Origin of the sequence: Enterobacter sp. TCD1-1 (genome assembly GCF_020567405.1) — a bacterium.
GTDB classification, from domain to species: Bacteria; Pseudomonadota; Gammaproteobacteria; order Enterobacterales; family Enterobacteriaceae; genus Enterobacter; species Enterobacter quasiroggenkampii.
The window spans coordinates 42,502-58,547 of record NZ_JAJCXF010000006.1; the positions used below are offsets into that span (position 1 = coordinate 42,502).

17 protein-coding genes are annotated in these 16,046 nt (G+C 56.0%); 9 read left to right on the forward strand and 8 right to left on the reverse strand.

Annotated elements, in window-relative coordinates; all coding sequences use genetic code 11:
• Positions 1-7: 7 nt before the first annotated feature.
• On the forward strand, positions 8-760 hold the full coding sequence (gene rsmJ / locus LJA86_RS19130) for a 16S rRNA (guanine(1516)-N(2))-methyltransferase RsmJ (RefSeq protein WP_045909048.1): 753 nt from the start codon (positions 8-10) through the stop codon (positions 758-760).
• 92 nt (positions 761-852) lie between these two features.
• On the opposite strand, the gene uspA is transcribed toward rsmJ, so the two are convergent.
• On the reverse strand, positions 853-1,290 hold the full coding sequence (uspA, locus tag LJA86_RS19135) for a universal stress protein UspA (RefSeq protein WP_003861223.1): 438 nt from the start codon (positions 1,288-1,290) through the stop codon (positions 853-855).
• A 283-nt stretch (positions 1,291-1,573) separates the two neighbouring features.
• Between uspA and uspB the strand changes: the two genes are divergently transcribed.
• Entirely contained in the window at positions 1,574-1,909 is a 336-nt protein-coding gene (gene uspB, locus LJA86_RS19140) for a universal stress protein UspB (RefSeq protein WP_003861224.1), read from the forward strand.
• 54 nt (positions 1,910-1,963) lie between these two features.
• On the opposite strand, the gene pitA is transcribed toward uspB, so the two are convergent.
• The gene (gene pitA / locus LJA86_RS19145; protein WP_008503116.1) at positions 1,964-3,463 is read right to left on the reverse strand and encodes an inorganic phosphate transporter PitA; all 1,500 of its coding nucleotides are present in this window, start codon (positions 3,461-3,463) and stop codon (positions 1,964-1,966) included.
• A gap of 228 nt (positions 3,464-3,691) precedes the next feature.
• Here pitA and LJA86_RS19150 point away from each other — a divergent pair, with 228 nt between their 5' ends.
• Positions 3,692-4,888 (forward strand): NAD(P)/FAD-dependent oxidoreductase, encoded by a 1,197-nt coding sequence (locus tag LJA86_RS19150; RefSeq protein WP_048226402.1) that lies wholly within the window; start codon positions 3,692-3,694, stop codon positions 4,886-4,888.
• Between the two features lie 32 nt (positions 4,889-4,920).
• Here the strand turns inward: LJA86_RS19150 and LJA86_RS19155 are convergent, their stop codons facing one another.
• Complete coding sequence (locus LJA86_RS19155) at positions 4,921-5,859, reverse strand: NAD(P)-dependent oxidoreductase (protein ID WP_048226311.1); 939 nt, start codon at positions 5,857-5,859, stop codon at positions 4,921-4,923.
• Positions 5,859-6,551: an RraA family protein gene (locus LJA86_RS19160; protein WP_126534895.1), complete on the reverse strand. Its 693-nt coding sequence runs from the start codon at positions 6,549-6,551 to the stop codon at positions 5,859-5,861. Before LJA86_RS19160 ends, LJA86_RS19155 begins: the two co-directional genes overlap by 1 nt.
• 169 nt (positions 6,552-6,720) lie before the next feature.
• Between LJA86_RS19160 and LJA86_RS19165 the strand changes: the two genes are divergently transcribed.
• Complete coding sequence (locus tag LJA86_RS19165; RefSeq protein ID WP_048226313.1) at positions 6,721-7,458, forward strand: IclR family transcriptional regulator; 738 nt, start codon at positions 6,721-6,723, stop codon at positions 7,456-7,458.
• 34 nt (positions 7,459-7,492) lie between these two features.
• Here LJA86_RS19165 and LJA86_RS19170 read toward each other — a convergent pair whose 3' ends face one another.
• Entirely contained in the window at positions 7,493-8,830 is a 1,338-nt protein-coding gene (locus LJA86_RS19170; protein ID WP_229226588.1) for an MFS transporter, read from the reverse strand.
• Between the two features lie 315 nt (positions 8,831-9,145).
• Between LJA86_RS19170 and LJA86_RS19175 the strand changes: the two genes are divergently transcribed.
• Together LJA86_RS19175 and LJA86_RS19180 are read left to right on the forward strand one after the other, a co-directional pair.
• The gene (locus LJA86_RS19175) at positions 9,146-9,544 is read left to right on the forward strand and encodes a potassium channel family protein (protein WP_024908850.1); all 399 of its coding nucleotides are present in this window, start codon (positions 9,146-9,148) and stop codon (positions 9,542-9,544) included.
• A 167-nt stretch (positions 9,545-9,711) separates the two neighbouring features.
• Positions 9,712-10,737: a TerC/Alx family metal homeostasis membrane protein gene (locus LJA86_RS19180; RefSeq protein WP_023616134.1), complete on the forward strand. Its 1,026-nt coding sequence runs from the start codon at positions 9,712-9,714 to the stop codon at positions 10,735-10,737.
• A gap of 95 nt (positions 10,738-10,832) precedes the next feature.
• On the opposite strand, the gene LJA86_RS19185 is transcribed toward LJA86_RS19180, so the two are convergent.
• Positions 10,833-11,495 carry an HAD family hydrolase gene (locus LJA86_RS19185; RefSeq protein WP_229226589.1) on the reverse strand — a complete coding sequence of 221 codons (663 nt, stop codon included), beginning with the start codon at positions 11,493-11,495 and terminating at the stop codon, positions 10,833-10,835.
• Positions 11,496-11,816: 321 nt separating this feature from the next.
• Here LJA86_RS19185 and LJA86_RS19190 point away from each other — a divergent pair, with 321 nt between their 5' ends.
• Complete coding sequence (locus tag LJA86_RS19190; protein WP_196353042.1) at positions 11,817-12,263, forward strand: NlpC/P60 family protein; 447 nt, start codon at positions 11,817-11,819, stop codon at positions 12,261-12,263.
• A gap of 5 nt (positions 12,264-12,268) precedes the next feature.
• Here the strand turns inward: LJA86_RS19190 and LJA86_RS19195 are convergent, their stop codons facing one another.
• Both LJA86_RS19195 and LJA86_RS19200 read right to left on the reverse strand, forming a co-directional pair.
• Complete coding sequence (locus LJA86_RS19195; protein WP_039267173.1) at positions 12,269-13,063, reverse strand: SDR family NAD(P)-dependent oxidoreductase; 795 nt, start codon at positions 13,061-13,063, stop codon at positions 12,269-12,271.
• A gap of 32 nt (positions 13,064-13,095) precedes the next feature.
• Positions 13,096-13,977: a LysR family transcriptional regulator gene (locus LJA86_RS19200; protein WP_229226590.1), complete on the reverse strand. Its 882-nt coding sequence runs from the start codon at positions 13,975-13,977 to the stop codon at positions 13,096-13,098.
• Between the two features lie 99 nt (positions 13,978-14,076).
• On the opposite strand from LJA86_RS19200, the gene LJA86_RS19205 reads away from it, so the two are divergent.
• Together LJA86_RS19205 and arnB are read left to right on the forward strand one after the other, a co-directional pair.
• Complete coding sequence (locus LJA86_RS19205) at positions 14,077-14,580, forward strand: phenolic acid decarboxylase (RefSeq protein ID WP_229226591.1); 504 nt, start codon at positions 14,077-14,079, stop codon at positions 14,578-14,580.
• A 326-nt stretch (positions 14,581-14,906) separates the two neighbouring features.
• Positions 14,907-16,046, forward strand: coding sequence for a UDP-4-amino-4-deoxy-L-arabinose aminotransferase (gene arnB / locus LJA86_RS19210; RefSeq protein WP_048027756.1), 1,140 nt, complete (start codon positions 14,907-14,909; stop codon positions 16,044-16,046).

Below are 16,046 nucleotides of genomic sequence, written 5' to 3' on the forward strand. Positions count from 1 at the left end.
TTGTTACGTGAAGATCTGCTTAGTGGATGAAACGGGCGCCGGAGACGGCGCCTTATCTGTTCTGGCCGCCCGCTGGGGGCTGGAACACGATGATGAAAACCCGATGGCGCTGGTGATGACCACAGCGCATCTGGAGTTACGCAAGCGCGACGAACCGAAGCTCGGCGGGATTTTTGTCGATTTTGTCGGTGGTGCCATGGCGCATCGGCGCAAGTTCGGCGGCGGTCGCGGCGAAGCGGTGGCTAAAGCGGTTGGGATTAAAGGAAGCTATCTGCCGGACGTGGTGGATGCCACGGCGGGGCTGGGGCGCGATGCGTTTGTGCTGGCATCTGTCGGCTGTCGGGTGCGGATGGTGGAACGTAATCCGGTGGTGGCGGCCCTGCTCGACGACGGTCTGAGCCGTGGCTACGCGGACCCGGAAATCGGCCCGTGGTTGCAGGAACGATTGCAGCTGATCCACGCCTCGAGCCTGACGGCGCTGACCGATATCACCCCGCGCCCGCAGGTGGTCTATCTCGACCCGATGTTTCCGCACAAGCAGAAAAGCGCGCTGGTGAAGAAAGAGATGCGGGTGTTTCAGTCTCTGGTGGGGCCTGATCTGGATGCGGATGGCCTGCTGGCGCCGGCTCGCCAGCTGGCGACGAAGCGGGTGGTGGTGAAGCGCCCTGACTATGCGCCGCCGCTGGCGGACGTTGCCACGACCAATGCGGTGACCACCAAAGGGCACCGGTTTGATATCTACTCAGGCACGCCGGAATAAAAAAAGCCGGGTGGCGGCTTCGCCTTACCCGGCCTACAGTTAGTGCCGCTTGTAGGCCCGGCAAGCGTTAGCGCCACCGGGCTTTTTTGCACTTACTCGTCTTCTTCGTCACGCAGTGGAACAATCAGCATATCCACGTGAACGGTGTTAATCAGCTGGCGCGCGGAAGACATCAGCTTGCTCCAGAAGTCCTGATGGTGACCGCACACCACCAGGTCCATGTCATATTTCTTGATCGCATCAACCAATACCTGGCCCAGGTCGCCGCTGCCGCTCAGGGTTTCGGTAATCGGGTAGCCTGCGTTAGTGGACAGTTCGCTCAGGGCGTGGTGCGTCTCTTCTGAGATACGCTTCTGCATATCGCCCAGATTGACGTCGATCAGACCGGTGTAGAGGTCGGAGTAATTCACATCAACGTGAATCAGCGAAACTTTCGCGTTGTAGGGACGTGCCATGGATACCGCTTTATCAACCAGCACTTTGCTCTCCGGGGAGAGGTCTACCGCGATGAGAATGTGTTTGTAAGCCATAGTGTTACTCCTTCCTTAAGTTATCGATGACTAAATGGGAAAGCCGTCGTCTGATGCTTTCATTACGGCCCAGTTAAACATATTTTTCAAGCTTTGGTGTTGATAACGATTAACCTTGTGGCAAAAAAATTAACGGATCTCCTACACTATTAAATGAGCCGTTCGGATATTAAAACGCGAACCGGATCGACTTTTGGTCATTCTTTCACTGAACTGTCTGTCAGGGCATTGGGGTGCGGTAGCTCAGAAGCCTTGCTTCGTGGGCGGACGCCGGGGAGGATGTATGATTAGCACCGTCGCATTGTTTTGGGCGTTATGCGTGGTTTGCATAGTGAATATGGCGCGCTACTTCTCATCGTTACGTGCGCTGTTAGTGGTACTTCGTGGTTGCGATCCGTTGCTTTATCAGTATGTGGACGGTGGAGGGTTCTTCACCTCGCATGGACAGCCCAGCAAACAGATGCGTCTGGTGGGATATATTTACTACCAGCGCTACCGCGATCATCACGATGAAGAGTTTATCCGTCGCTGCGAGCGCCTGCGTCGTCAGTTCATTTTAACCAGCGCCCTGTGTGGCCTGGTCGTGGTCAGCATGATTGCATTGATGATTTGGCACTGAGCATAAAAAAAGCGGGTCAGTTTCCTGACCCGCTTTTTTGTCGCCTTCAACCGATTAAATCAGCTTCAGCGAAATCCAGTACAGCCCGCCAGACAGCAGGATGGATGCCGGAAGGGTGAACACCCAGGCCATCAGAATGTTGGTCACGGTTTTGCGCTGCAGGCCGCCACCGTCAACAATCATGGTACCTGCCACGGACGAGGAGAGTACGTGGGTGGTGGATACCGGCATACCGGTGTAGCTCGCCAGACCGATAGACACTGCCGCCGTCATCTGCGCGGACATACCCTGCGCATAGGTCATGCCTTTCTTACCGATCTTCTCGCCGATGGTGGTCGCCACGCGGCGCCAGCCAATCATCGTACCGATACCGAGTGCCAGTGCGACCGCCATGATGATCCAGATTGGCGCGTACTCAATGGTGTTGAGCATATCGCCTTTCAGTTTCTTCAGGAGACGCTGGTCGTCAGCATTCACGTCAGGCAGCTTCGCCACTTTATCCGTTACATCAGAGATGCACAGCATAATGCGACGCAGCTGACCACGCTGCTCAACGGTCAGTTTGTCATAACTTTCGATATTGCCCAGCATGCCTTTGGCACGTTCCAGCGCGTTAATCGCGTTTGCCGGATGGCAGTGGAATTCGCCAGGCGCGGTGGTTGCACCGGCTTCCGGAGACGGGATCAGCTGGTCAACGCCGGTCGCTTTTTTCAGCAGCTCAGGGTGCTGCTGGAAGTAGGTTTCAACGTTGTTGACCGCATCACGGGTCCGGGTGATTTCGTAGCCGGAGGCGTTCATGTTAACCACGAAGCCTGCCGGAGCAACGCCGATCAATACCAGCATCACCAGACCAATGCCTTTCTGACCATCGTTCGCGCCGTGTGAGAAAGCCACACCGATAGCGGAAATGATCAGGGCGATACGCGTCCAGAATGGCGGCTTTTTCTTGCCGTCTTTCTTTTCACGCTCTGCTGGCGTCAGGTGAATACGGGAGCGTTTTTTGGTATTGCTCCAGTAACGACGCAGGATGAAGATCAGCCCGCCTGCCACCACCAGACCCACGATAGGGGAGACGATGAGAGAGGCAAAGATCCCCAGTACTTTCGGGATATTTAACGCATCAACAACCGATGTACCGGTCATGAGGGCGTTGGTTAACCCGATACCGATAATCGCGCCGATGAGGGTGTGAGAACTGGATGCAGGCAGGCCGAAATACCAGGTACCGAGGTTCCAGATAATTGCAGCAAGCAGCATTGAAAACACCATAGCGAGGCCATGGCCAGAACTTACGTTAAGCAGCAGATCTGTTGGCAGCATATGCACAATGGCATACGCAACGCTCAGTCCGCCCAGGAGGACACCAAAAAAGTTAAATACCGCCGCCATAACAACCGCAAGCTGCGATCGCATTGCGCGAGTGTAAATAACCGTCGCTACTGCGTTTGCAGTGTCGTGGAAGCCGTTGATCGCTTCGTAAAACAGTACAAAAACCAGAGCAAGCAAGAGTAAAAGCCCGGTATGTAAATCCAGGCCGGCAAACAAATGTAGCATAGGACGTTACGCCATTTTGAGGACATGAACGCGGCGCATTATCCAGGACAAATGCGCAACGGGCAAAGTGAAATATAGACTTTTTTTGACATACCACCTGAATTGAGAAAAGTGCCTGAAAGGATATTCTTTAAATTTCAATGGAATGGCTTTGTAATATCTTTTTACGCTGGTGTGACCACAGAGGAAACTTTACAATCCGCGGCAGTTAACAAAGAGGGTTTTGACGTGGAAAGGTTTGATGCCGTGGTAATTGGCGCCGGTGCGGCGGGTATGTTTTGTGCGGCAATGGCCGGACAGGCGGGTCGTCGCGTGCTGCTGCTGGATAACGGTAAAAAGCCAGGCCGTAAGATCCTGATGTCCGGCGGCGGGCGCTGCAACTTTACTAACCTGTATGTTGAACCCGCGGCCTATTTGAGCCAAAACCGTCATTTTTGTAAATCTGCGCTGGCGCGTTATACCCAGTGGGACTTTATCGACCTGGTGGGTAAGCACGGTATCGCATGGCATGAGAAGACGCTGGGCCAGCTGTTCTGCGACGACTCCGCGCAGCAGATTGTCGATATGCTGGTGGCCGAGTGCGAGAAGGGCGGCGTGGTCATGCGCCTGCGCACAGAGGTGCTGGAGGTTTCCCGCGACGACCAGGGCTACACGCTGCAGCTCAACGGCGAAACCGTCAGTGCCGATAATCTGGTGATCGCCAGCGGCGGCCTCTCTATGCCGGGGCTGGGCGCTTCCCCGTTCGGCTATAAGATTGCCGAACAGTTTGGCCTGAACGTTTTGCCTACGCGCGCCGGGCTGGTGCCGTTCACGCTGCATAAACCGCTTCTGGAACAGCTTCAGACGCTGTCTGGCGTGTCTGTTCCCTCTGTTATCACCGCCGAAGACGGCACGGTGTTTCGCGAAAACCTGCTCTTTACCCATCGCGGCCTCTCCGGCCCGGCGGTACTGCAAATCTCCAGCTACTGGCAGCCGGGGGAGTTTGTCACGGTTAACCTGCTCCCGGACTGCGATCTCGATGCGTTCCTCAACGAGCAGCGTACCGCGCACCCGAATCAAAGCCTGAAAAACACGCTGGCAATGCAGCTGCCGAAGCGTCTGGTGGAGTGTTTGCAGGTGCTGGGGCAGATCCCCGACGTGTCGCTTAAGCAGCTTAACAGCCGCGAACAGGAGACGCTGGTGGAGACCCTGACAAACTGGCGCGTGCAGCCAAACGGCACGGAAGGCTACCGCACCGCGGAAGTCACGCTGGGCGGGGTCGACACGAATGAACTCTCTTCCCGCACCATGGAAGCGCGCAACGTACCCGGGCTCTATTTTATTGGTGAAGTGATGGACGTCACCGGCTGGCTCGGCGGATACAACTTCCAGTGGGCATGGGCAAGTGCCTGGGCATGTGCTCAGGCGCTGGCAGAAGACAAGTGACATCAGCGCGCTGCCACTCGTCACGCTTGGCTTTACGGGCTGACGGTGGTGGCGTCCGTCACGGCCAGAATATTGCTCGCGGCCACGGTCCCCATCTTGATGTATGACGCGGCGGTAACGCCGCCGATATGCGGTGAAATAACCACGTTTTCTACAGACTGCCAGAGGTGCGGCGCCGTCAGCGGCTCGTGGGTAAAGCTGTCCAGCGCTGCGCTGTGCAGCGTGCCATCCCGGAGCGCCGCCAGTAACGATTCACTGTGGATCAGTCCACCGCGTGCCGTATTGACCAGAATGGCGTTCCGCTTGCAGTGTGCGAGCGTCTCGCTATTGATCATTCCCCGATTCTCATCGGTTAGCGGACAGTGCAAAGAGATGACATCGGAACGGGAAAGAAGTCCGGTCAGCGTCTCTGCGCGTTCGCACAGGGCGGGCATGGACTTCGCATAAGGATCGTAAGCCAGCACCTTCATACCGAAGGCATGACCAATAGTTGCCACGCGCGAGCCGATAGCGCCCAATCCGATTAGCCCCAGGGTTAATCCCTCCAGCTCAATGGATTTATGCGTTGCCTTATCCCAGTGCCCGTCCCGTAACCGCTTGTCCAGAGGCACCACGGACTTTGCGCAGGCGAGGATCAGCGCCCAGGTATGTTCAGCCACTGCCGCCGCGTTTGCGCCTGGGGCCGCGCGGACGGCGATATTGCGCTCGGCCGCTGCCGTCTGGTCTATCACATCGATCCCGCTTCCGTGCTTGGAAATAACCTGCAGAGCCGGGGCGGCATCCATGACTTTCGCGGTGATCCGGCCGTAACGAACCAGAATCGCCACGGGATTGTGTCGTTCACACAGCGCGATCAGGTCATCTTCTGTCGGCTGGCGGCCCGCAAACACCACCTCAAAGCCCTGCAGCATCACCATGGCCTGCTCCGCCAGGTCGCTTCCCGTAACCAAAACTACGTCTTTGCCCCCCATCACAGCGTCTCCCCGTCAGCTAACATACCTGCCTTACGAAGCGCGTCATCAAGCCAGTGTGGACGCAAATCGCCTTCACGGATGGCGGCAAGACGCCGGGTCTCCATATCCAGCTTTTCCTTTGCCAGCGCGATGACCTGCTGAACCTCATCACGCGGGATGACGACCACGCCGTCGATATCCGCCACAACCAGATCCCCGGCCTGAACCGTCGCCCCGGCGACTGAAATGGGATGATTAACCCGGCCAGAAATTAACTTTGTCGGGCCGCAGGGGTTCAGACCGGCAGAAAAGACAGGGTAGTGACCTTTGCTCAGGGAATCGGCGTCACGTACAGCACCGTCAATAATGATGCCCGCAATGCCGCTCGCCTGAGCCTGAGTGGCCATGATTTCGCCCAGCAGCGCGCAGCTCAGGTCGCCTTTGCCATCGACGACCAGGACATCGCCGGGTTGCGCAACCGCCATCGCGGCATGAATCGCCAGATTATCACCCGGACGGACTTCCACGGTGATGGCCGGACCCGCAACGGACATGTGAGGAGCCAGCGGTTTGATGCGGCCGTGAAGCGTACCGCGGCGACCGGCCACGTCGGCCAGAATGGCTGCCTGATACTCGGCAGCCCGACGAACGTCCTCGGCAGAAACGCGTTCGAACTGGCGATTAATCGCTTTTTTTTCAGAAACGGACATGAATGCCTCCATATTGTTTTACTTAGTACAACGCAGGTGTACAGAGCAAAACAACTATAGCGGTGTTGCTTTCCTTTTAGCCAGACCCGAGGTGGCGTTTGTGATGTAAACACGAAGTGACTCACAAAATTTGAGGTACACTCACTGCCGGGCTAACAAGGAGATAATGATGGGGAATGAAGGCGTTGTAGCGGTTGAAAAAGCGCTGGCTTTACTGGATTGCTTCCGTCCTGGGGATGAGAGCCTGACGCTGACCGCGCTGGCACAGCTGTCGGGTTATCACAAAACCACGGTTTACCGCCTGATGAATTCTCTTGAACGGATGAATTACGTCGTCAGGCATGAAGACGGCAATTATGCGCTTGGCCCACGTCTGCTTTACCTCGGCAAGCTGTATGAACAATCTTTCCATCTTTCGCGGGTGGTTCAGCCAGAGCTTCAGGCGCTCTCCCTGGCGTCTCAGGAAAGTGCCAGCTGGTATGTGCTGGAGGGTGGGCAGCGCCTTTGCCTGTTTCGCGCGGAAGCGTCGCACGGCCTGCGACACAGCAATCTTCCCGGCAGCCAGTTCCCGCTCGATAATTCGGCCATCAGTAAGGTCTTGCGCCATTGGGGGCTCAATGAGAGCCTGCCGGAGGGAGACGCTGAACTCCCTTTCTACACGTCAGGCGCACGCGATCCCCACACCGCGGCGTTTGCGATGCCTGTCTTCGGCGTTCACGACAAGCTGGTTGCGGCGTTAGCCCTGACCGGCCCCATCTCACGGCTGACGGAAGATCGTCGTGAGAAGGAGATAGGGCCTTTGATGAAGGCGGCGGCCAGCCGTCTGTCGCAAAAAATGGGAGCCAGTAAGCCCTTCTGTCTGCAGTTCTTTGGTGAAACGAGCGACGCGGCGGAAGACAATCTTTAAACGCAGAAGCGGGACACGTGTCCCGCTTCTGTCATCACGAATGCGTGACCTGTTTTTCGTGTAGCTGAGCGTTGCGGGCCTGCCGCCCCATAATGAGTACCGCGATACCTCCAGCCAGGCACAGCGCGGCCAGCGGAAGCATAGCCAGCGTGTAGCTGCCCGTCTGCTCGCTGATTATGCCGTAGGCATTTACCATGACCACCCCGCCTATCAGGTTCGCGATGGCGCCAATCGCGGCCAGCCCTGCCGCCGCCGAGGAGCTGCTCATCCAGCCGGATGCCAGCGCCCAGAAAGGCCCTTTCGCAGAATACGCGCCTGTCAGGATAATGCTCAGGATCACGATAGTGGCAAAGAGCGAGACGTTTACAAAGGCAGCGAACACGCCGGCGGCAATCATGAACAGCGTCAGCGCGGTATGCCAGCGGCGTTCGTTGGTGCGATCGGAGTGTCGTCCCCAGACAATCATCAGAACCGATGCCAGACCGTAAGGGATAGCGTTAAACAGACCTGTCTCAAGATTATCGAGATGGAAGGATTTCAGCAGTTGAGGAGACCAGACGCTGATCGTGGTGCCCGCGGACGATGCGCCCGCGTAAATCACCGCCATCAGCCAGATCTGACGATGCTTCAGCAACTGCCACGTCGTCTGATGTCCAATGTTCTTTTGCTGGCTCCGCTCGGTCTCAAGCGTGGTTTCCAGCCACTTTTTCTGTTCATCACCGAGCCATTTCGCCTGATGAGGGCGATCCCGGAGAATAAACCAGGCCGCAATACCCAGCAGTACCGCAGGTAAGCCTTCAATAATGAACAGCAGATGCCAGCCGCGAAGACCCAGCCAGCCATCCAGCGACAGTATCAACCCGGAAAGCGGGGAGCCGATGAAGTTAGCGAGCGGGATGGCGACCATAAAGGACGCAATAATGCGCGCGCGGTAGCGGGCAGGGAGCCACCAGGTCAGATACAGCACGACGCCCGGGAAGAAGCCTGCTTCCGCTGCCCCGAGGAGAAAGCGAACGATATAGAGCGAGGTGGTATTTTGAACCAGCGCCATGCCCATGGAGACGATGCCCCAGCTGATCATAATGCGCGGTATCCACAGCCGGGCACCGACTTTCTGCATGGCCAGGTTACTGGGAACCTCAAACAAAAAATAGGCCACGAAGTAAAGGCTGCTGGCGAAGCCAAACGCCGCTTTGCTGAGGCCAAGGTCTTCATTCATCTGCAGCGAAGCCATGCCGATATTCCCGCGATCGATAATCGAGACCAGGTAACTGACAATCAGAAACGGGAGAATACGCCAGATCACCTTCCGCATCGTCTCTCTTTCTATGTCCTCGGTGGCGGTCGCGCCGTTACGTAAATGTTCTGTCATTGTATCCTCGCAGGGTGTGTTCTTTGTTTTATTAGGTACAACTTAGTTTTATTAAACAAAACCACTATAGCGACGGCGCGTTCTTTTTATCCAGTTAATGGAAGGTTTAAATGATGTAAATAAGAGGTGACTCACAGATAGTGCGCTGCGGATATCGCTCAAGGCTTCTGACCAGCCGCAAGCAGGACGTGCTGGCAGAGAAATAATCACGCAACGCAATTATTGCACCAACTTTTCCTCTCCCTTCGACTAAGCTTCGACCAGATGCCCCGCCGCGTTCGCGTGGCCATACTCCTTTTGGTCAGAGCACGTACCATGCAGCTACTCAGCATTATTATTTTGCTTACCCTAACCGTGGTGATTCATTCGCTGTGGATGTTTGGCGTTTTAAAATTCATTACGTTAGAGGTCGATTCTGCGGTACGCATTGTTTTACGCAATGTCGGCATCGTGATCTCTATGATTTTCGCCCATCTCCTGGAAGCCGGGCTGTTTGCGGCGTTTTATTTTGTCATCGACGCGTTTAATGACTGGAACACCAGCTTCTACTTTTCGCTGGTGAGCTATGCGACGGTAGGGTACGGCGACGTCACGTTACCCCAGCACTGGCGGCTCATCGGCGGGGTGGAAGGGCTGGTGGGCGCGTTGATGGTAGGCTGGTCTGTGGCTGTTCTGGTCGCGGTGCTGCAGCGTTTACGTGGCATGAGCGCCTAAACGGCAGATGCGCAATCCCCGCCTGGTAAGGTAAAGTACCCCTCCTTGCGTAGCCGATTGGGCTGCGGCTTTAAGGGTGAAGAGGCTGATTAACGGCCCGCCCTGTTTCGTTCCTGGTTTACACCAGTTTGCATGGTTCTGTGTTTTGTCTGCCAAAAGGGTTTTGTATGTCTGCTGCTCATCTCGGTTTCCCGACGGAAACCGTTGTTGTCTTTGTGGTGATGGCCGTTGGGGCGATGTTTATCGACCTCTTTATGCACCGTCACGACAAACCGATCTCGCTGAAAAGCGCCGCCATGTGGTCCATCTTCTGGGTCATGATGGCGATGGCCTTCGCCGGGTTCCTGTACGTTCACCACGGCGCCGAGATGGCGAGCCTGTTCCTTACCGGCTATGCGCTGGAAGAGGTGCTCTCCGTCGATAACCTGTTCGTGATGATGGCGATCTTCGCCTGGTTCGGCGTGCCGGATAAGTACCGTCACCGTGTGCTCTACTGGGGCGTGCTGGGGGCGATTGTCTTCCGCGGTATTTTCGTGGCTATCGGCACCAGCTTGTTAAGCCTGGGGCCCTACGTCGAAGTGATTTTCGCGCTGGTTGTCGGCTGGACGGCGGTGATGATGCTCAGACGTAATGAAGAGAGTGACGAAGTGGAAGATTACTCGGGTCATCTCGCCTATCGCCTGGTAAAACGCTTCTATCCGGTCTGGCCGAAAATCAGCAGCAATGCCTTTATTCTGACGCAGAAAGAGGTGGATGCAGAGCTTGAAAAGCCGGAAAACCAGGACGTGATGGTCGGACGCGTGAAGAAGGCGAAGCGCTATGCGACGCCGCTATTGCTGTGCGTGGCCGTGGTCGAACTCTCTGACGTGATGTTCGCATTTGACTCCGTGCCGGCCATTATTGCCGTGAGCCGCGAGCCGCTGATTATCTATAGCGCCATGATGTTCGCTATTCTCGGTCTGCGTACGCTTTACTTCGTGCTGGAAGCGCTGAAGCAGTATCTGGTGCACCTCGAGAAAGCCGTGGTGCTGCTGCTGTTCTTCGTGGCGTTCAAGCTGGGGTTAAATGCCACCGATCACTTCTGGCATCACGGTTACAGCATTGGCGCGACGGCCAGCCTGTTTGTGGTATTGGGCGTGCTGGCGCTGGGAATTATTGCGAGCGTGATGTTCCCGGGGAAACGTGAGGCCTGATGTACCGCCCGGTGGCGCTTCGCTTACCGGGCCTACAGTTTGGTTTTCTCCCTCTCCCTGTGGGAGAGGGCTGGGGTGAGGGCACCAGACCGCACCTAACCCTTAATCGGTGAATTCCGGCGCTTGCGCGGCGGGTGGAAGTGCCGCCAGTGCGGATCCTGCGCCGCCGCCAGCAGCTCGTGGTCGCCGCGGGTGTCTCCCCAGGCGCGCAGGTGATAGGCGTTCAGATCGCCATAGACTTTTTCCAGCCTGGCCACCTTCTGGGCGCAGCGGCAGTTGTGGCCCGTGATGCGCCCCGTCAGCTTGCCGTTTTTCACTTCCAGCTGCGTGCCAATCAGTTTAATGCCCAGTTTGTCAGCCCACGGCTGAAGCACCAGTGCCGGAGACGCGGAACAGATGGTCACCTCCGCACCGGAATTCACCTCGGCCGCCACGGCCAGAACCCCTTCGGGGCGCATCAGCTTGTTCCAGTATTTTTCGCAAAACGCTTCCGCCTGCTGGCGCAACCAGTGTTCATCCACGCCCGTCAGGAACGTTTTAATCAGCACTTCCTTTAGCTCGTCGCGCGTCAGCTTGCGACGCACGCAGTGGAGCGTGGGCAGCGCCATGCGCACCAGACGGCCCGCGAAGTAACGTTTCCCGAAGGCAAAGCGCAGGAAAGGGATAAAGCTGTCGTGGTGCGTTAACGTCCCATCAAAGTCAAAGACAGAGAGCACGCTGGATTTCGCCACCGTCTCGTCGGAAATCATATTGGTCATAAATACGTCTTAGCTGAAATACACATTCTGTGGATCAGTTTACCTGCTTTACCAGGACAGTCCTTACATCACCACCATTTTTTTCTCGATCTTGCGATCTCAAAGTGAGTCCAATTTTGGCCTCGATAAGAATTGGTGAAAAAACGATCTGTCTATATTATCGCCACATCGCACGATATTTAGGGGAACCCTTTGGCCCCCACAGGTAAGGAAAAACTCACTCACTACCTCTTTCTTGATATGACTCTTAGATCGTTTATTTCAATCCTTACGTTAAGTTTTGCGTCGTTTTCTGCATTCAGTTTTCAACTTCCCGCGTCGATGTTATCGATGAACCATGAACTGGCAGTCTCGCCAGCGAAATCTGCGCTGATGCAACAGGATACGGGCCCGCTGCGCTCGCGCATGCTCGATCAATACCAAAAGTGGAAGGGAACCCAGTATCAGTGGGGCGGTACCACGCGCCGCGGGGTGGATTGCTCCGCGCTCATGCAGCACCTGTTCAGCGATGTGGCGCATCTTAATTTACCGCGCACGACCGGAGAGCAGATCCACCGCGGGGTGCAGGTGACGCAATATCGCCTGAGGCCCGGAGATCTGGTGTTCTTCCAGACGGGTCCGAACCGCAGGCATGTCGGCGTTTATATTGGCAATAGCCAGTTCATTCATGCCTCAAGCAGCCAGGGCGTCACGGTCTCAACCCTGACGGATGCTTACTGGCAGGCGCACTACATTACTGCCCGTCGGGTTGCAGGCAGTGCAGCCTGACAGCCTCAGATGATGTCATCCACGACGCCGCCGTCGACGCGCAGCGCCGCGCCCGAGGTGGCGGAAGCCTGGGGCGAACAGACATAAATCACCATATTGGCCACCTCTTCAACCGTGGCCGCGCGCTGGATCACCGAGCTGGGGCGGTTGGCCATCACAAACTCTTTCGCCAGTTGCTCCAGCGACTTACCGGTTTTTTCGATTTCATCCTTCATCATCTCTGCGAAACCGTCCGACATCGTTGGCCCCGGCAAGACGCTGTTGACCGTCACGCCGCTTCCCGCCACGAACTTCGCCAGCCCGCGCGCCAGGGAGAGCTGCGCCGTTTTGGTCACCCCGTAATGAATCATATCCGCCGGGATATTACAGGCCGACTCGGAGGAGATAAACACCACCCGCCCCCAGCCTTTTTGCACCATGCCTGGCAGCAAGGCGCGGGACAGACGCACGCCGGACATCACGTTGGTCTGCCAGTAACGCTCCCAGGTTTCATCGTCGGTGGAATAGAAATCCTGCGGGCCGTAAATCCCGGCATTGTTAACCAGAATGTCGACGTTATTCGCTACCTTGAGGAGCGACTCGACCCCTTCCGCCGTGCTGAGATCGGCAATCGCGGCGCGCACCTGGACGCCCGGCACCACCTGCTGCAGCTGCTGAATGCCTTTGTTCACCGATTCCGTGCTGCGGCCATTGACGATCACCTCGGCACCGCTTTCTGCCAGCCCTCTGGCAATGGCGAACCCGATCCCGCCGGTTGAGGCGGTCACCAGCGCCACTTTCCCCGTAAAGTCGATTTTCATCATCCGCTCCTTATCGTTTTAACGTTCGGACCTTAAAGCGTAGCAGGTGAGGATGACGGCTCCTGGCTAAAAAGGCGCAGCAGCGTCTCCACCTGCTCGTCAAGCGGGGCGAGGGAGCGCTTAACAATCAGGTGAAGCGGCGTCGCTCTGCGTGCACCGTGGCTCAGCGGCAGGCGTTTCAGGAGGCCTTGATCCAGCTGAGTCTGGATGCGTTCCTCCGGCAGCCAGCCGTAGCCGACCTGAGAGAGGACGGCCTCAATGGCGGCATCGATGGTGGAGAAGGTCCATGACTCACCGGCCGCGCGCGCGGCGGGCTGGCTGTCCGCAATCTGAATGAGCGGCCACGGGCGTAGCATGTCATCGTTAAGCGGCGCGTCGAGGTCAAAGAGGGGGTGCTGATGGTGGGCCACGGCAACAAAGTCGATATTCATCAGCCATTCGCCGAGCCCGGTCATGTCCTGGCGGCGGGTGAGGACCATCACATCGGCTTCGTCGTTAATGGCATCGTCCCGGGTATTTTCCAGCACCTCGGTGAGTCGTACCTGGGTTTGCGGATACTGCTGCTGGAACTGGCGCAGAATGGCAAACAGGCGGCGGCGGGGGAAAATGGAATCCACCACCAGATCCAGCCGCGTGCGCATTCCGTTGCGAAGGGTCGCTGCGCGCGTCTCAACGTACGAAAAGGCTTTCAGCAGCGGTTTAACCTGGTTGAGCAGCAATTCTCCTGCCGGCGTTAACACCGCCCGTCGTCCTTCCGGCACCAGGAGGGCCACGCCCAGCCGCTCCTGCAGCAGCGACAGGTTATAGCTCACGGAAGACTGGCTGCGGTGTGTTTCTTCCGCCGCTCGGGCAAAGCTGCCCGCCTCGACCACTTTCGCCAGTAAAGACCATTGTTCAAGCGTCGTCTTATGCATAATTTATCTAAAATTTGGATGAATTTGATTAAAACATAGCGTTATTCATTCATTTTTTGAAGGGGTACGATCGTCTCATCAAAACAAAGGAGACATCTTATGAACACCTTCGACAAACACGACTTAAGCGGCTTAGTTGGCAAACACCTTGTTTATACCTACGACAACGGCTGGAACTACGAGATTTACGTCAAAAACGAGACGACCCTGGATTACCGTATTCACAGCGGTCTGGTGGCAAACCGTTGGGTGAAAGATCAGCAGGCTTACATCGTGCGGGTAGGGGAGAGCATCTATAAAATTTCCTGGACCGAGCCAACCGGTACCGACGTCAGCCTGATTGTGAACCTGGGCGACAAACTGTTCCACGGCACCATCTTCTTCCCGCGCTGGGTCATGAACAACCCAGAAAAAACCGTCTGCTTCCAGAACGATCATATTCCACTGATGAACAGCTACCGTGATGCGGGCCCGGCGTATCCAACGGAAGTGATTGATGAATTTGCCACTATCACCTTTGTACGTGACTGCGGCGCCAATAACGAAAGCGTGATCGCCTGTGCGGCCAGTGAATTACCGAAAAACTTTCCAGATAACCTGTAATAAGCGCGACAATTAACTAAAAAGAAAAGTTCCCGGCTATTTCATATTATTTTGAAATGGCCGGGATTTTTTTTGTTTGTTGATGTATGGTTTAAATGATCCCATTTCAAAATGTTGCGGAAGATCACATCAAAAATATTTAATATTAAATTAACTTGTTGTTTTTCAATTGGCTGCTAGTTGTCTTATAGCGTTGTAAACGCTGTCTTAATTTTTCCCTAAGGAAAGAGAGATACTTTGATATAAGTTTATGGTTCGTTGAAATAAACGGGCCAGCATTTGGTTAATATCAAAAACGTGCCATTTTGATTGCAAGGAAATTAATAATGAGTGATTTTCTGCCTTTTTCGCGACCGTCGATGGGCGCTGAGGAAATTGCGGCGCTTCAGGACGTTTTGATGTCGGGCTGGATCACCACGGGGCCTAAGAATCAGGAACTTGAAGAGGCATTCTGTCAACTTACCGGGAATCAGCATGCGATTGCCGTCTGTTCCGCCACCGCGGGCATGCACGTTACGCTGATGGCGCTGGATATTGGCCCGGGCGATGAAGTCATTACCCCTTCCCAGACCTGGGTGTCCACGCTGAATATGATCGTATTGCTGGGCGCCACGCCAGTCATGATTGATGTGGATAAAGACACATTAATGGTGACGCCAGAAGCCGTTGAAGCCGCCATTACCCCGCGCACTAAAGCCATTATTCCCGTTCACTATGCCGGCGCGCCGTGTGAAATCGACGCTATCCATGCCATCGGTGAACGTCACGGTATTCCGGTGATTGAAGATGCGGCCCATGCCGCCGGAACGTACTACAAAAACCGTCACGTGGGCTGGAAAGGGACGGCAATTTTCTCGTTCCACGCCATTAAAAACATGACCTGCGCGGAAGGCGGCCTGGTGGTCACCGATAACGCGCAGCTGGCACAGCGGATCCGCAGTCTGAAATTCCATGGCCTGGGCGTAGACGCCTATGATCGCCAGACGCATGGCCGCGCGCCGCAGGCGGAAGTGATCGCGCCGGGCTATAAATACAACCTGGCGGACATCAACGCCGCGCTGGCGCTGGTGCAGTTAGGCAAACTGAAAGAGGCCAACAAACGCCGCCAGGAAATCGCTGAACGCTACCTGCGGGAGCTTGCCGATACGCCGTTCCAGCCGCTCACTATTCCGTCATGGCCGCACGTGCACGCCTGGCACCTGTTTATTATTCGCGTTGATGAAGCGCGCTGCGGGATCTCACGCGACAACCTGATGGCGGCGCTGAAAGAGAAAGGCATCGGTACCGGCCTCCATTTCCGCGCGGCCCACACGCAAAAATACTACCGCGAGCGTTTTCCTGATGTATCGCTCCCGAATTCTGAATGGAATAGCGCGCGTATTTGTTCTCTCCCTCTTTTCCCGGACATGACTCATGACGACACAACCCGCGTCATTACCGCACTCCATCAGCTTGCAGGACATTGA

Coding starts and splice junctions, on each gene's coding strand:
- uspA (WP_003861223.1), bottom strand. CDS start 1,290: ATGGCTTACAAACACATTCTCATCGCGGTAGACCTCTCCCCGGAGAGC.
- uspB (WP_003861224.1), top strand. CDS start 1,574: ATGATTAGCACCGTCGCATTGTTTTGGGCGTTATGCGTGGTTTGCATA.
- pitA (WP_008503116.1), bottom strand. CDS start 3,463: ATGCTACATTTGTTTGCCGGCCTGGATTTACATACCGGGCTTTTACTC.
- LJA86_RS19155 (WP_048226311.1), bottom strand. CDS start 5,859: ATGGGGGGCAAAGACGTAGTTTTGGTTACGGGAAGCGACCTGGCGGAG.
- LJA86_RS19160 (WP_126534895.1), bottom strand. CDS start 6,551: ATGTCCGTTTCTGAAAAAAAAGCGATTAATCGCCAGTTCGAACGCGTT.
- LJA86_RS19165 (WP_048226313.1), top strand. CDS start 6,721: ATGGGGAATGAAGGCGTTGTAGCGGTTGAAAAAGCGCTGGCTTTACTG.
- LJA86_RS19170 (WP_229226588.1), bottom strand. CDS start 8,830: ATGACAGAACATTTACGTAACGGCGCGACCGCCACCGAGGACATAGAA.
- LJA86_RS19175 (WP_024908850.1), top strand. CDS start 9,146: ATGCAGCTACTCAGCATTATTATTTTGCTTACCCTAACCGTGGTGATT.
- LJA86_RS19180 (WP_023616134.1), top strand. CDS start 9,712: ATGTCTGCTGCTCATCTCGGTTTCCCGACGGAAACCGTTGTTGTCTTT.
- LJA86_RS19185 (WP_229226589.1), bottom strand. CDS start 11,495: ATGACCAATATGATTTCCGACGAGACGGTGGCGAAATCCAGCGTGCTC.
- LJA86_RS19190 (WP_196353042.1), top strand. CDS start 11,817: ATGTTATCGATGAACCATGAACTGGCAGTCTCGCCAGCGAAATCTGCG.
- LJA86_RS19195 (WP_039267173.1), bottom strand. CDS start 13,063: ATGAAAATCGACTTTACGGGGAAAGTGGCGCTGGTGACCGCCTCAACC.
- LJA86_RS19200 (WP_229226590.1), bottom strand. CDS start 13,977: ATGCATAAGACGACGCTTGAACAATGGTCTTTACTGGCGAAAGTGGTC.
- LJA86_RS19205 (WP_229226591.1), top strand. CDS start 14,077: ATGAACACCTTCGACAAACACGACTTAAGCGGCTTAGTTGGCAAACAC.
- arnB (WP_048027756.1), top strand. CDS start 14,907: ATGAGTGATTTTCTGCCTTTTTCGCGACCGTCGATGGGCGCTGAGGAA.